Raw genomic sequence first — 13,913 nt, forward strand, 5'->3', positions numbered from 1 at the left:
CCTCATTGCTCTTGTCGTTCGGTTACGAGCCGATGAACTCTTCGACCTCGCCGAGTTCAGGCTGGTCGCGCACCTCAAGGGTGGCTCCGAGCTTGTCGAGGTCGAGAATGCGCACCTCGTTGCGGCCGGCCCGCCACAGGGGGGCCGGTGCATACAGGGTCGTCTGAGGGCCAATGTTCCAGTAGCGACCGATGAGGAACCCGTTGACCCAGACCATGCCCTTCACCCCATCGGGGAATGCAAGCCATGCGTCGGCAGGCTCAACGACATCAAGTGCGGCCGTGGCGTATCCGTCAGTTCCTGGCTGGCCGGTCGGAGTGAGATCCGCGAGAGGCAGCACGCGGTGGGTCCACCCGTGCGCATAGCGACGTCCGAGGAGGACTCCATCAAGGATGCCTTTGTGCTCGCCGATCTTCGGGCCGTAGTTGATGCGGCCGAGGTTCTCAACGACGATGGTGATCACTGCAGAGTGGATGTCGCCGTGAGGGGCGCCGCTGTGCAGCACGGTGCTTGTCTCACCGTCACGCTCAAGCGTTGCGACTCGTTCGCCGTCGAGGAACACTGTCGCCCGGTCGTGGAGGCCCTTGATCGCAAGCACTGTCTCACCGTGCAGGATCGCGCTGGTCTCGTAGGCCACAATTCCCTCTGAAACGCCGAGTTCTTCGAACGTCGCGGGGTTGGGCAGCGCGGGGCCGGCGCTCAGCGACCTGACGGCGCTGATGAGTGATGCTTCGGCCGAGAGCTGCACTGTCTGGGGCGCTTGGAACCGGGGTTCGGGAGGCAGCTCGGGAAGCGGCCCGTCGTGGAATGGAGCGAAGGATTCCCGCAGCGCGTCGAACTTGGCGCCGACCCTGCCGTCTTCAGAAATTGGGGCGTCTGAGTCATAGCTCGTCGCTGTCGGCTGCAGTGCGCCGTCCCAGTTGGCGCCGTTCCACAGCCCGAAGTTGGTGCCGCCGTGTGCCATGTAGAGACTCACTGAACCCCCTGCGGCCAAGAGCTCGTCGACGGTGCTGATCATGCTGGCCGCGCTGCGCACGTGGTGACGCTCGCCCCAGTGGTCGAACCATCCGCCCCACAGTTCGCTGCAGAGAAGCGGGGTGGCGTCCGGGAGCAAGCGCACGGCCTCGGCCACGCCGGTGCCGAATGTGAAACTTGGCATGGCGCCGTCGATCGAGCCGTGTGCCTGCATGCCTTCGGTGATGCCGTCTGCCGTCGTCAGGAGTTCGACGATCCCGTGCTGACGCAGCAGGTCACGCTGGTGTTCGAGGTGTTCATGATCGGAGCCGAACGAGCCGTACTCGTTCTCGACCTGCACAGCAACGATCGGGCCGCCGTATGCAGCCTGAAGCGGTACCAGGCGGGGGAGGAGCGCGTCGTACCAGGTGGCAACGGCTTCGCGGTATGCGGGGTCGCTGCTGCGTACGCTGCGCGTGCGTCCGGTCAACCAGGTGGGCAGCCCGCCGTTTGACCATTCGGCACAGATATAAGGACTCGGGCGTACGTAGACGTCCAGGCCGACCTCGCCGGCTAAGCGGATGAATCGCTCGACGTCGCGCCATCCGTCGAATTGAGGCGCACCCTCGGTCTCTTCATGGAAGTTCCAGGCGATATAGGTGTCGACAGTGTTCGCGCCCATGGCTGCAAGGCGGCGGAGTCGGTCTTCCCACTGGTCGGGGTGCACCCTGAAGTAGTGCACTGCGCCGGCCAGCATTCGGTGTGGTCGCCCGTTGCGCAACATGACGCTGTCGCGATATGTGAGCGCAGCTACTGAATCGACGCTGATAGTGCTGTCGGTCGCGACCATCCGCGGCCTCCCTAGTGTTGCGGGGCATGAAGTCCCAGTGCGAAAATGTTTGCGCTCACATTATCTCCCATTTGTGTCACCACGTGTGCGGTTTCGCCAGTTATCTGTGAACGCTCACTACACTGGGCAGATGCCACGTCGTTCTCAGCCGGACCGGGCACCGAACCAAGTTGATGTCGCACGCGCTGCTGGCGTGTCGACCCAGACGGTGTCCCGCGTGATCTCAGGGAACCCGAATGTGCGCCCAGAGACGGCGCAACGCGTATTGGCTGCAGTCGATGCCGTCGGATACAGGCTGCACGCCGCCGCGGCATCCCTGGCATCCGGACGCAGCCGCACCCTCGGCGTCATCACCATCTCCTCTGCCGAGTATTCGACAAGCGCGATCGTGCTCGGCGTAGAAGCTGTCGCTTCAGAAGAGGGCTATGCCGTGACCTCGGCCGGCGTTCCCCACCACTCAGCGCCGGCGTCGTTCGCTGGGGCATTCGACCGCCTGGAGCGTCAGGGGGCCGAAGGCATCGTGATCCTCGCGCCCGTCGGTTTCCTCACAGAGGCGCTCGGCACGCGTACTGAGCGCACGCCGACAGTCGGCCACCGGCAGGCGGGAGGCGTCGGCACCGATGTGCTCGTCGATCAGCGAGCAATCGCCCGCGCCGCCACTGAGCATCTGCTCGATCTCGGTCACCGCACCGTCTGGCACGTTTCAGGTGACGAGTTCTGGCAGGAGTCCAACGCGCGCCGTGAGGAATGGGAAACGGTGCTCCGCGAACGCGGGGTGACCCCGCCGCCTGTGATTCCCGGTGATTGGACGCCGGAATCCGGGTACAGGGCAGGGCGCACTATCGCGGCCATCCCAGACGTTACGGCGGTGTTCGTCTCCAGTGACGAGATGGCATTCGGTGTCATCCGGGCACTTCACGAGGCCGGTCGTATGGTTCCGGATGATGTCTCGGTCGTCAGCGTTGACGACATCGCCCTCGCCGCTTACGCCGCGCCGGCGCTCACCACCGTTCGTCAGCCGTTCGAGGAAGTGGGACGCGCGGCAGCGACCCAGGTGATCGACATGATCGAGAAGCGGGAGTCACGTCCTGCTCCGCAGCTGCGTGCTGAACTCATCGTCAGAGCATCGACGGCCCCGCCGCCAGCGCCGCGCGCATAGACGGAACCGTCGCTCTCAGATCACAGTGGCCAGTAGCCGATAGCTTGCCGCGTTACTCGGCTTCCTTGAAGTTCAGCGAGATCGAGTTCATGCAGTAGCGGTCACCTGTCGGTGTACCGAAACCATCGTCGAAGACGTGGCCGAGGTGTGATCCGCAGTTCGCACAGCGCACCTCGGTGCGCACCATGCCAAGCGTGTTGTCTTCGATCAGCTCTACCGCTTCAGGGTTGACTGATTCGTAGAAGCTGGGCCAGCCGCATCCTGAGTCGAATTTGGTGCCGCTCTTGAAAAGTTCTGCGTTGCAGGCGCCACAGGTGTAGACACCCGCACGGCTCTCATCAAGCAGCTCGCCGGTCCAGGCGCGCTCGGTAGCGGCGCCGCGCAGCACGGCGTACTGATCGGGGGTCAGCTCCTCGCGCCATTCGGCGTCAGACTTCTTTACCTCGTAGTCCATCCTGCATCCCTTCATCCGCCGAGCCGGAACAGCCGACTCGCACTTACAACAAGCCTAAACTCGCCGGAGCCGTGCCACATTCCGGTGCGCCGCAATGGCACGGCAATTTCCCATCCCGCGAGATCGGAGTTGTGGTCGTTATGGAGCACTCATAGTCACCACGACTCCGATTTCGCGGGGTCACGCAGCGTCGGCGCCGAAATCGACGCGCACAGTGCGGCATCCACGAACTCACAGCCGCGCCCAAATAGGATGACGAAGAACGCGCCATCTGGCGCAGCGCACCCGCGGGCGACAGAGGAGGCAATCGGTGCAGAACGCAAAGGATGCTGAACGCGTCGCGTCATCGGTTGCGGACGGCTCATCAGAACCCGATGGTCATTCCCCCTCAAGTCGTGCCGCTGGCACTGGTCTGTCCGAGCGTGATCTGGCGGTACTGGCCTTTGAGCGACAGTGGTGGCGCCACGTCGGTGCCAAAGAAGAAGCCATCCGCTCTGAGCTTGGTCTTTCGTCCGCCCGGTACTATCAAGTGTTGGGCGCGCTCATAGAAGAGCCGGCCGCACTTGTCCATGATCCGATGCTGGTTAACCGATTGCAACGGATGCGTGAGGCCAGAGCCGAGTCACGCGCGCGTCGATCAATCACTCCTGATCAATCAACGCCGGTGCCTGCTGACCGAGTGACCACCCTACCGAGGACTGAATCAGACTGACGATGCCGAAAAAACCACCGAAAGACCGCTTCGACTCACTGCAGGGCACCACTGAACGCGTCGGAGCCCACCGCACAACAGGGAAGAAGGGGCGAGGCTGGGTCACCCTGGCCTGGGCCCTTGCCGCCACTCTCGTTCTCGTAGGACTGGGCGCTATCGGCCTCCTCGCGCTGAACAATCGTCTCAATTTCGAGATGCCGGGTACGACTCCCAGTACGACAGCTCCGGTCGAAGCAACGTCAGAAGCCCCCGCGCCGCCGGCAGTGGAGCCCACACTCGACCCGAGCATCAGCATCACCGTGCTGAACGGCACGCCGGGTACCGGCGTTGCCGCCGCCGTCGGCCAGACGCTGACGGATGCCGGCTGGAGCGTTGGCGCAACGTCGAACGCGAGCACTGAAGACGTTCCGACCACTGTCGTGTACTACTCAGATGCCTCGTACGAGGGTGCAGCGCTCGGCGTTGCAAGCGCCATTCCCGGCGCAACGACTTCGCTGTCTCCTGACTTTGCCGAGAGCGACGCGGCGATCACCGTCATCGTCGGCAACGACTACGTACCGGCCGGTTGATCCCAACCTGCCGGATGCGGATCCTTCTCGCCACGAACCGTCGGCGGGTCGAACGCATTAACGCTGTGTAAATTGTTGCCATTTCGCGATGTTTAAGGTGGTCACAGCCCTTTTGTTTTCGTGGCGTTTCGCTAGTATCTGGACTTGGAAATGTACCAAGCACCTGGGAGTAACACATGGCGAACGGCACCGTTAAATGGTTCAACGCTGAGAAGGGCTTCGGCTTTATCACAGTGAATGAGGGAGGGCAGGACGTGTTCGTCCACTACTCCGCCATTGACATGAATGGCTACAAAGTACTTGAAGAAGGACAGCAGGTCGTCTTCGAGGTCGGAACGGGTGCAAAGGGCCCACAGGCTGAAGCGGTGCGTCCGCTCTAAATTCGTGATTTTCGGGGCACGCCCCACCTGATGCCGTCCGGTTCTCCGGGCGGCATTAGTGTGTGGGGCGTGACTCCGATCCCCGCGGCCCCCACTCGTTCACGTCTCGCCGTCTCGGTGCTGGCCGTGGCAGTGCCCATCGTCCTGCTTCTGTCAGGGTGCGTGGCCGACAAGTCATCCGCTGCGCCGCCATCGTCCACTCCACGGCCGACCCGCACGGCCGAACCGGCCGTCACGCTTGCACCATTGCGGGGAACGACCGTCGACGTCGGCAGCCTGGACACCCCATCACTCGCGGCAAAGATCGACAACCACAGCGACGCTCGGCCGCAGATCGGGCTGGAACGCACCGACATCGTCTTCGAAGAATTGGTCGAGGGTGGGCTCACCCGCTATGTCGCGGTCTGGCAGTCGGATGTTCCCGACCTCGTCGGCCCGGTCAGGTCGATCAGACCGATGGATCCAGACATCATTGCCCCACTCGGTGGGATCGTCGCCTATTCGGGTGGACAGGAACGATTCATGGAGATGATGGAGAGCACCGCTGTCGTCAACGCGGTATTTGACTACGACGAGGCCGGGCTGTTCTATCGCATCGAGGAGAAGGACTCCCCGCACGATGTCGTGGTGAAGGCGACCGAACTCATCTCCCAGCACGCCGACCTGGCACCGCCGAGACAGCAGTTCGAGTATTCGGCGTCAGCCGCTGACTCCTCAGCGATGGTCGGCGGCAGCCCGACGGGAACGATCGACGCCCGGTTCTCCGACTCGCGCTGGCCCAGCTGGACCTGGTCGGCAGCCGACACCGCCTACCTTCGTGCGCAGGAGGGTGAGCCCGACTTCGACAGTGCCGGCAACCAGTTGAGGTCAACGAACGTCGTCGTGCTGCGCGTCGACATCGACTGGACGTACGGCGAGGTTCCGAAAACGACGTTGGTCGGCTCGGGAGAGGCCTGGATTTCTACCGGCGGGAAGTCAACTCACGCGACCTGGGTGAAGGGTGCGCAGGATGCCGCCATCCGGCTGCTAGACGACAACGGTGTCGTGATCAGACTCGCACCAGGCAACACGTGGATCGAGCTGGTCCCGATCGACGAAGGCTCAGTTGAATTGCTGCCGTAGCGGCCCGTCCTTTACTTGCACTCTCGGCATCAGAGTGCCAGAATCGACTTAGCACTCTCGTTATTTGAGTGCTAACCCATCACTTTTTGGAACGTCCGGGAGGGACGAGAAACACACATGGCAAAGATCATTGCTTTCAATGAAGAGGCCCGTCGTGGCCTTGAGCGCGGCCTGAACATCCTCGCTGACACGGTCAAGGTCACCCTCGGCCCGCGCGGACGCAACGTCGTGTTGGAGAAGAAGTGGGGCGCTCCCACGATCACCAACGATGGCGTGTCCATCGCTAAGGAGATCGAACTCGACGACCCGTACGAGAAGATCGGTGCTGAGCTTGTCAAGGAGGTCGCCAAGAAGACTGACGACGTCGCAGGCGACGGCACCACGACCGCAACCGTTCTGGCTCAGGCACTGGTTCGCGAAGGTCTGCGCAACGTTGCAGCCGGCGCAGACCCGATCAGCCTGAAGCGCGGCATCGAGAAGGCGACTGCAGCAGTCATCGCCGAGCTCATCGCCAACGCCAAGGAGATCGAAACCAAGGAAGAGATCGCGGCTACCGCTTCCATCTCTGCCGGTGACGCCGAGATCGGCGCAATCATCGCCGAGGCGATCGACAAGGTCGGCAAGGAAGGTGTCGTCACCGTTGAGGAGTCGAACACATTCGGCACCGAGCTTGAGCTCACCGAGGGCATGCGCTTCGACAAGGGCTTCCTGTCGGCATACTTCGTGACCGACCCCGACCGTCAGGAAGCGGTCTTCGAAGACCCCTACATCCTGATCGTCAACTCCAAGGTCTCGAACATCAAGGACCTCCTGCCGATCGTTGACAAGGTCATCCAGACCGGCAAGCAGCTCCTCATCATTGCTGAGGACGTCGATGGCGAGGCTCTGGCCACGCTCGTTGTAAACAAGATCCGCGGCATCTTCAAGTCCGTTGCCGTCAAGGCTCCTGGCTTCGGCGACCGTCGCAAGGCTCAGCTGCAGGACATCGCAATCCTCACCGGCGGACAGGTCATCTCTGAAGAGGTCGGCCTCAAGCTCGAGAACGTCACCCTCGACCTGCTTGGTAACGCCCGCAAGGTCGTTATCACCAAGGACGAGACGACCATCGTCGAGGGCGCTGGAGACGTGGAGGCAATTGCCGGCCGTGTCGCCCAGATCCGTGCCGAGATCGAGAACACCGACAGCGACTACGACCGTGAGAAGCTCCAGGAGCGTCTCGCGAAGCTCGCTGGTGGCGTTGCAGTCATCAAGGCCGGCGCGGCAACGGAGGTTGAGCTCAAGGAGCGCAAGCACCGCATCGAAGATGCAGTCCGTAACGCTAAGGCAGCTGTCGAAGAGGGCATCGTCGCCGGTGGTGGCGTTGCGCTCATCCAGGCTGGCAAGACCGCATTCGAGAGCAAGGCAGTTCTTGACCTCGTTGGCGACGAGGCAACCGGTGCGAACATCGTCCGCGTTGCAATCGACGCTCCGCTCAAGCAGATCGCACTCAACGCTGGCCTCGAGCCTGGCGTTGTTGCAGACAAGGTGCGCAACCTGCCCGTCGGACACGGCCTCAACGCCGCGACCGGTGAGTACGTTGACATGATCGCTGCCGGAATCAATGACCCGGTAAAGGTCACCCGCTCAGCATTGCTGAACGCATCGTCGATCGCCGGCCTCTTCCTCACCACCGAGGCAGTTGTCGCCGACAAGCCGGAGAAGAACCCGGCTCCGATGGGCGACCCGTCGGGCGGCATGGACTTCTAAGTCCGCTGAATTAGTTTCACCGCTTCACAAAAGACTGGGCGTCTCCCTTTGGGGAGGCGCCCAGTCTTTTGTCGCGGTGCTACCGTTCTGCTCATGGCAGGCAATCCACCTGAGAATACGGGGCCGCATCCACCGACACCGATTGTTGCGCCGCCGCGAGCTGTCGGCGTGATTCTCGTCGGCATGAGCGTTGCGATCTGGTGGCCGGCCTTCACACTGGGGGCATGGGGCACATTGTTCTTTGAGCAGATCCTCACTGTCTGGGTCGCCGCGACTGCCGCCCTCGTCGTGGTGCTCGCGCAGCGCAAAGGGGCCAGGCACCGCGTCCCGCGCGCCATCGCCCTGTTTATCCCCAGCGTGTGGTTGATTCTGGCCATTGCCATCCATCCACATGACGCTGGCCCATGGGCGAGGGCACTCGACGTCATGGGCGGGTTGGTGTCGCTCTTCGGTGTCCCGGCCACCATTTGGGTGCTCGCGCGCATCATCTGGCCAGAGTTCGCCCGCGATATCCCGTGGTCAGGACGAGTGATCGTGGGTGTCACGGTGATCGGCATCGCCGTGATCTCGTACGAACTCGGTGTGCACAACGCATCGTTCCTAACCTGTGGGGACTTCACGATCAGCGGCAATTCCCAGCCTCCAGGCTGCTTTCCCGACGATCCGGGGATTGCTCCGGGAATCAAGCCCGACTAGGTGCTAGCCCGCCGTTGTCAGCGCCCGAAGAGCCGTGCGTTGGTCTGTTCGATGTCTGCGTATTGTTGCCCTGCCTGACCGAGAGCGGTGTTGATGCCGACAAGACTCGCCGCCACATGCTGCTGCGTGGTACGCCAGTCGGCGATCACCCCCTGGAATGCGGTTGCTGCCTGCCCAGACCACGATGACTGCAGGTTCGTAAGCTGAGTGAGCATCGCGCTCACCTCTGCTTCGATCCGCTCGCCTGTTGCCCGTGCCATCGTGCTCGCGCTGAAGACTTCTTCGCTGTCAACCTGATATCTCGTCATTCCAGCAACGTAGCGGCATCGGCTGCGGTGACATGGCGTGCACAGGCATCGGCCCAGTCGAACGCGCAGCGTTCGGGTGGTGAGGACTTGCCCGTGCCGACAGGCTTCTACGGCTTCGGAGCGGTGGCGATGGGCTGAGGAGCGTTGGGCGATGTCGCGAGCGGCAGCCAGACCCTGAACGTAGCACCGCCGCCTGGGGTCTCAACGACCTCGACGGTTCCGTTGTGAGTGGCAACGATCGACGCGACGATGGCCAGGCCGAGACCACTGCCACCGGTTTCTCTGGCTCGGGAGGTGTCTGCTCGCCAGAAGCGTTGGAAAATCTTCTCGCGGATCTGCGGGGGAATACCGTCGCCGTGATCGATGACAGCGAGCGACGCGCGCTGGGTGACGGGGTCTACGCCAACTTCGATTTCGATCGGGCTGTCGACGCTGGTGAAGCGCAGCGCGTTGCCCATCAGGTTGGTGATCACCTGACGGATCTTGTTCTCCTCAGCCATGACGATTGCCGGAGCAGCTTCCACAGGCGCGGACTCGATGGGCTGCTCGATCGGTGCTTCGACTCCGTTCTTGCGGGGACGGCGTGTCCGCAGGCGGGCAAATGTGGTTCCGGCGAACGACATCGGTCCGGTCAGCGGATGTGACGTCTGACTTTTGGTCGGAGCGGGCTGGACCGGGGCAGGGGCAGTACCTGACTCAGTATGGGACCCGTTTTGGGCGGACGCTGACTGTCCGTGTGTCGTGGCGTTGTCGCTCATCGCCGCATCCGAAATCGTGTTGATTTCGGCAGTGCTGACGAACTCAGGCTGGGGCGCTGCCGTCACGGTGACGACCCGACCTGGTGAGGACGCCATAGCGTCGAGCGCCGCGTCCCTGGCCAGCGGTACCAGGTCAACCGGGGCGAGGGCGAGCGGCTTTGCTTCGTCAAGGCGTGCCAGTTCGAGGAGGTCTTCGACCAGGCCACCCATCCGGATGGCTTCTTTCTCGATGCGCTCCATCGCCTGAGCGACCTCTTCGGGGGTCTGCAGCGCGCCCATGCGGTACAGCTCTGCATAGCCACGTACCGAGACGAGGGGAGTGCGCAGCTCGTGGCTGGCGTCGCCGACAAAACGGCGCATCTGATCGATGGTTCTGGCTCTGTCCTTGAAAGCCCTGTCAATGCGATTAAGCATGGTGTTCAGCGATCGGTTCAGTCGACCGACCTCGGTATTGGGCGTGGCTCCGCCCAATCGTTGGCTGAAGTCACCGTCGGCAATGGCGGCCGCCGTTCGCTCAACTTCTCTCAGGGGCGCAAATGTGGTGGTGACCAGGAGATTGGTCAGCAAGGCACCCACCAACACGACCCCGAGTCCAAAGCCCAGGAAGATGGTGAGATACGTCGCCATCGTGTTCTCGGTGGGTTGCAGAGACACGGCGATGAGCAGAGAGCCGAGCGCGCCCTGGCTATTGAGGGTGAACGGCACGCTCACCGCATGGTAGGTCGCGTCATGTGCGCTGTTGGTCAGCGTGATTATCTTGTTGCCGCGCTCGGCGACGGATGCCAGATCCATCGGCACAGAGACGACGGGCGGATCATCGGTGGAAGTGCGTGAGAGCAGCGTGCCGTTCTGGTCGTACAGAGCGAGAACATAGTCGGACGACATCCCGTCTGATGTGCCCTTGAGCGATTCCTGCAGCGTGCTGTCAATCCGGGTGCCGGCATCCGTCACGAGTCGTTGATCGACCTGCTGCACCACGTACTGCTTGATGATGGTCATCGTCCCGATTCCGGAGACGAGGAGCCCAAGTGTCAGCATGAGCACGGTGACACTCGTGATCTTGGAACGGAGAGAGACGCGGGCAAGCCGCGCGGTCAGTGACTCGTGCATGAGGCCCCCAGATTACGACACAAATCTGGGACTAAGCCTTTGCCGCCTTCAACATGTAGCCAAAGCCACGCTTGGTCTGAATAAGTGGTTCGCTGGAGTGCGCATCGACCTTGCGACGCAGGTACGAAATGTAGGACTCGACGATTCCGGCGTCGCCGTTGAAGTCATATTCCCAGACGTGGTCAAGAATCTGTGCCTTGGAGAGCACCCGGTTCGGGTTCAGCATCAGGTAGCGCAGCAGCTTGAATTCGGTGGGGGAGAGCTCAATAGGCTCGTCGCCGACGAGTACCTCGTGGGTGTCCTGGTCCATGGTCAGCTCGCCGGCACGGATAACTGCATCTTCGTCGGCCTGCATGGTGCGGCGCAGGATGGCTTTGATGCGGGCAACGATCTCGTCGAGGCTGAACGGCTTGGTGACATAGTCGTCGCCACCGACGGTGAGGCCGGTGATCTTGTCCTCGGTGTCGTCCTTCGCCGTGAGGAACAGGATGGGTGCCGTGTAACCGGCGGTACGGAGACGCTTGGTAACGCCGAATCCGTTCATGTCGGGCAGCATGACGTCGAGAATGATGAGGTCCGGTTCTTCCTCAAGCACTGCAGAAATCGCCTGGGCGCCGTTTCCAACTGCGCGCACCGCAAAGCCGGCGAAGCGCAGGCTGGTCGTGAGAAGGTCCCGGATGTTGGGCTCGTCGTCAACAATTAGAATGCGTGGGCCATCAGTCATGTCTCCAGTATCTGCGCGTTGGCTGGATCTATCCTGTGAGAAATCGGTGGGCGTCATAAGTGTTGCGCCGCAGGACGTCGATGACTGGCTGACGACGGGCTGATCGCGCGCTGACGAGGGTGACAAATCCTCGGAATCGCCATAGCGTCGGTTCAACAGGAGTCGGACGCTGTCACGGTGTTCGACAGAGTGGAGAGCAGCGTGCTGAGCGAACAGAGTTTCATCATCGTGGGTGCTGGACTGGCCGGGGCGCGTGCCGCCGAGGCGATGAGAACTGAGGGATTCACGGGCCGCATCATCCTGGTGGCTGCGGAGAGCGAGTATCCATACATCAGGCCGCCCCTGTCGAAGGAATACCTGGCCGGCACTGCCGAGCGCAACTCGATCTTCGTGCAGCAACCCACCTGGTACGCCGAGAACGACGTGGAGATCGTGCCAGGTGACCCGGCCGTGACCCTCTCGCCCACGGCGCACGAACTCGTGCTTGGCAGCGGTCAGATCCTGCACTTCGACAAACTGCTCCTCGCTACGGGAGCGTCTTCCCGACGGTTTCCCGGCCCTGGAGTCGGGTTCCCTGGTGTGCACCATCTGCGCACTGTCGAGGAGTCTGAGCAGTTGCGTGACGAGCTGGCACCCGGTGGCCGCAGCATTGTCATCGTCGGTGCGGGCTGGATCGGGCTTGAGGTGGCAGCAGCCGCCAAGGGCTATGGCAACGACGTCGTGGTGCTTGGGCGCGAAAGCGTTCCCCTGGAAGCAGTGGTGGGCAGCGAGGTCGGCGCGGTATTCCTGAAGCTGCACACCGACAACGGCGTCGACGTTCGGATGAACACGGCGGTGACCGAACTCGTGGGGGCAGACGGCATCCACCATGTCGGTGGCGTGCGGCTTTCCAGCGGCGAGATCGTGGCGGCCGACGTTGTCGTTGTCGGCATCGGTGCAATTCCGAACATCCAACTGGCCGAGGATGCCGGCCTCCGGCTCGACAACGGAATCGTCGTTGATGCCACCTTCCGGTCGTCCCACCCCGACATCTACGCTGTCGGTGACGTGGCAAATGTGTTCCACCCCGTGCTCGGGCATCCGATTCGAATCGAGCACTGGGCGAACGCCGAGAACGCCGGAGCTGCTGCCGGACGTTCGATGGTCGGCAACACGAGCGACTACGACCTGATCCCCTACTTCTACACCGACCAGTTCGACCTCGGTATGGAATTCTCCGGCTACGCAGACTGGATGACCGATGCGACTGTGGTGTTCAGGGGCAACCGCGACGAGCGCCGATTCATCGCCTTCTGGGTGGCGAACTCTCGGGTGGTCGCCGGCATGAACGTGAACGTGTGGGACGTCAACGAGACGGTGCAGAAGTTCATCCGTTCCGGTGTTGTCGTTGATGCTGACAGGCTCGCAGACGAGAGTATTACTCTGGAGAGCCAGCTTGGCGGCACTGACTAGGGGAACGATATGACTGTTGCATCCGCATCGACAGGGATCGTGATTCCCGACCTGGTTCATCCCGTGCGCCGGATCGGTCACCGTGACTTCGATTTCTCTCGGCAGGTCGCCGTCATGGCCATCATCAATCGCACGCCTGACTCGTTCTACGACCGCGGTGCGACCTTTGAGCTCGACGCAGCAGTGGCCTCGGCCACGCAAGCGATCGTCGACGGCGCCGACTGGGTCGATATCGGAGGGGCCAAGTTCGCACCGGGACCTGCCATCCCGATCGACGAGGAGATCGAACGGGTTGTTCCCGTCATCGAAGGTCTGCAGGGATCGGGGGCGATCATCTCGGTCGACACCTTCCACCCCGCGGTGGCGCTGGCCGGTATCGCCGCCGGTGCCCACATCATTAACGACACCACGGGAGTGCACGACCCGGCGATCGCCGACGTCGTGGCCGACAGCGACGCGACACTGGTGATCACCCACAGCCTGGCCGCACCGCGCCAGCCTTATCCGGCCCCGCACTATACCGACGTGGTGACAGTGGTCGCCGATTTCCTGCGCCAACGAGTCGAACTTGCCGTCAGTAGGGGCGTTCCCCTTGAACGCATCATCATCGATCCCGGTCATGACCTCAACAAGAACACCCTGCAGACGTTGGAGCTGACCCGGCGACTCTCGGAGATCACCGCACTCGGACTACCGACGCTGGCGGCCGTCTCGAACAAGGACTTCATCGGAGAGACCCTCGACCGCGAGCGGGACCAGCGTGTTGAGGGTTCCCTGGCCGCAGCAGTGTTCAGCATTCTGCAGGGTGCCCGGATCGTGCGGATGCACAACGTCACGGCCGCCGTCGATGCTGTGCGCATGACCGAAGCCATCCTTGGCTTCCGTGAACCGGCGTACCTGCGCCACAACATGGCTTGAT

Annotated in this window: 14 protein-coding genes; 9 read left to right on the forward strand and 5 right to left on the reverse strand. The window is 62.5% G+C overall.

The features are described 5' to 3' along the window. Positions 1-22: 22 nt before the first annotated feature. Positions 23-1,804: a glycoside hydrolase family 35 protein gene (locus ACMT3I_RS01005; RefSeq protein ID WP_414802579.1), complete on the reverse strand. Its 1,782-nt coding sequence runs from the start codon at positions 1,802-1,804 to the stop codon at positions 23-25. Between the two features lie 130 nt (positions 1,805-1,934). Between ACMT3I_RS01005 and ACMT3I_RS01010 the strand changes: the two genes are divergently transcribed. Further along, complete coding sequence (locus ACMT3I_RS01010) at positions 1,935-2,963, forward strand: substrate-binding domain-containing protein (RefSeq protein WP_414802580.1); 1,029 nt, start codon at positions 1,935-1,937, stop codon at positions 2,961-2,963. Between the two features lie 52 nt (positions 2,964-3,015). Here ACMT3I_RS01010 and msrB read toward each other — a convergent pair whose 3' ends face one another. Further along, a complete protein-coding gene (gene msrB, locus ACMT3I_RS01015) occupies positions 3,016-3,417 on the reverse strand; it encodes a peptide-methionine (R)-S-oxide reductase MsrB (RefSeq protein WP_414802581.1) in 402 nt (133 codons plus the stop codon). Between the two features lie 310 nt (positions 3,418-3,727). Between msrB and ACMT3I_RS01020 the strand changes: the two genes are divergently transcribed. From ACMT3I_RS01020 to ACMT3I_RS01045, 6 genes are all read left to right on the forward strand, one after another. Beyond that, a complete protein-coding gene (locus ACMT3I_RS01020; RefSeq protein ID WP_414802582.1) occupies positions 3,728-4,129 on the forward strand; it encodes a DUF3263 domain-containing protein in 402 nt (133 codons plus the stop codon). A 2-nt stretch (positions 4,130-4,131) separates the two neighbouring features. Beyond that, positions 4,132-4,698, forward strand: coding sequence for a LytR C-terminal domain-containing protein (locus tag ACMT3I_RS01025; protein WP_414802583.1), 567 nt, complete (start codon positions 4,132-4,134; stop codon positions 4,696-4,698). Between the two features lie 176 nt (positions 4,699-4,874). Continuing rightward, on the forward strand, positions 4,875-5,078 hold the full coding sequence (locus ACMT3I_RS01030) for a cold-shock protein (protein ID WP_414802584.1): 204 nt from the start codon (positions 4,875-4,877) through the stop codon (positions 5,076-5,078). A 69-nt stretch (positions 5,079-5,147) separates the two neighbouring features. Continuing rightward, positions 5,148-6,200: a DUF3048 domain-containing protein gene (locus ACMT3I_RS01035; RefSeq protein ID WP_414802585.1), complete on the forward strand. Its 1,053-nt coding sequence runs from the start codon at positions 5,148-5,150 to the stop codon at positions 6,198-6,200. A gap of 117 nt (positions 6,201-6,317) precedes the next feature. Beyond that, complete coding sequence (groL, locus tag ACMT3I_RS01040) at positions 6,318-7,946, forward strand: chaperonin GroEL (protein ID WP_414802586.1); 1,629 nt, start codon at positions 6,318-6,320, stop codon at positions 7,944-7,946. A 93-nt stretch (positions 7,947-8,039) separates the two neighbouring features. After that, positions 8,040-8,642, forward strand: a complete 603-nt coding sequence (locus ACMT3I_RS01045) for a hypothetical protein (RefSeq protein ID WP_414802587.1) — start codon at positions 8,040-8,042, stop codon at positions 8,640-8,642. 17 nt (positions 8,643-8,659) lie between these two features. Here the strand turns inward: ACMT3I_RS01045 and ACMT3I_RS01050 are convergent, their stop codons facing one another. The 3 genes from ACMT3I_RS01050 to ACMT3I_RS01060 all read right to left on the reverse strand — a co-directional run bounded on the left by ACMT3I_RS01050 (position 8,660) and on the right by ACMT3I_RS01060 (position 11,542). After that, positions 8,660-8,950 (reverse strand): WXG100 family type VII secretion target, encoded by a 291-nt coding sequence (locus tag ACMT3I_RS01050; RefSeq protein ID WP_414802588.1) that lies wholly within the window; start codon positions 8,948-8,950, stop codon positions 8,660-8,662. 107 nt (positions 8,951-9,057) lie between these two features. Further along, the gene (locus ACMT3I_RS01055; protein WP_414802589.1) at positions 9,058-10,818 is read right to left on the reverse strand and encodes a sensor histidine kinase; all 1,761 of its coding nucleotides are present in this window, start codon (positions 10,816-10,818) and stop codon (positions 9,058-9,060) included. 31 nt (positions 10,819-10,849) lie between these two features. After that, positions 10,850-11,542 (reverse strand): response regulator transcription factor, encoded by a 693-nt coding sequence (locus ACMT3I_RS01060; protein WP_414802590.1) that lies wholly within the window; start codon positions 11,540-11,542, stop codon positions 10,850-10,852. A gap of 177 nt (positions 11,543-11,719) precedes the next feature. On the opposite strand from ACMT3I_RS01060, the gene ACMT3I_RS01065 reads away from it, so the two are divergent. Next, positions 11,720-12,994, forward strand: a complete 1,275-nt coding sequence (locus tag ACMT3I_RS01065; protein ID WP_414802591.1) for an NAD(P)/FAD-dependent oxidoreductase — start codon at positions 11,720-11,722, stop codon at positions 12,992-12,994. 9 nt (positions 12,995-13,003) lie between these two features. Then, positions 13,004-13,912, forward strand: coding sequence for a dihydropteroate synthase (gene folP, locus ACMT3I_RS01070; RefSeq protein ID WP_414802592.1), 909 nt, complete (start codon positions 13,004-13,006; stop codon positions 13,910-13,912). Position 13,913 lies beyond the last annotated feature (1 nt).

Source organism: Leifsonia sp. A12D58, assembly GCF_047530025.1.
In the GTDB taxonomy this organism is placed as follows: Bacteria; Actinomycetota; Actinomycetes; order Actinomycetales; family Microbacteriaceae; genus Cryobacterium.

Coding starts and splice junctions, on each gene's coding strand:
- ACMT3I_RS01005 (WP_414802579.1), bottom strand. CDS start 1,804: ATGGTCGCGACCGACAGCACTATCAGCGTCGATTCAGTAGCTGCGCTC.
- ACMT3I_RS01010 (WP_414802580.1), top strand. CDS start 1,935: ATGCCACGTCGTTCTCAGCCGGACCGGGCACCGAACCAAGTTGATGTC.
- msrB (WP_414802581.1), bottom strand. CDS start 3,417: ATGGACTACGAGGTAAAGAAGTCTGACGCCGAATGGCGCGAGGAGCTG.
- ACMT3I_RS01025 (WP_414802583.1), top strand. CDS start 4,132: ATGCCGAAAAAACCACCGAAAGACCGCTTCGACTCACTGCAGGGCACC.
- ACMT3I_RS01030 (WP_414802584.1), top strand. CDS start 4,875: ATGGCGAACGGCACCGTTAAATGGTTCAACGCTGAGAAGGGCTTCGGC.
- groL (WP_414802586.1), top strand. CDS start 6,318: ATGGCAAAGATCATTGCTTTCAATGAAGAGGCCCGTCGTGGCCTTGAG.
- ACMT3I_RS01045 (WP_414802587.1), top strand. CDS start 8,040: ATGGCAGGCAATCCACCTGAGAATACGGGGCCGCATCCACCGACACCG.
- ACMT3I_RS01050 (WP_414802588.1), bottom strand. CDS start 8,950: ATGACGAGATATCAGGTTGACAGCGAAGAAGTCTTCAGCGCGAGCACG.
- ACMT3I_RS01055 (WP_414802589.1), bottom strand. CDS start 10,818: ATGCACGAGTCACTGACCGCGCGGCTTGCCCGCGTCTCTCTCCGTTCC.
- ACMT3I_RS01060 (WP_414802590.1), bottom strand. CDS start 11,542: ATGACTGATGGCCCACGCATTCTAATTGTTGACGACGAGCCCAACATC.
- folP (WP_414802592.1), top strand. CDS start 13,004: ATGACTGTTGCATCCGCATCGACAGGGATCGTGATTCCCGACCTGGTT.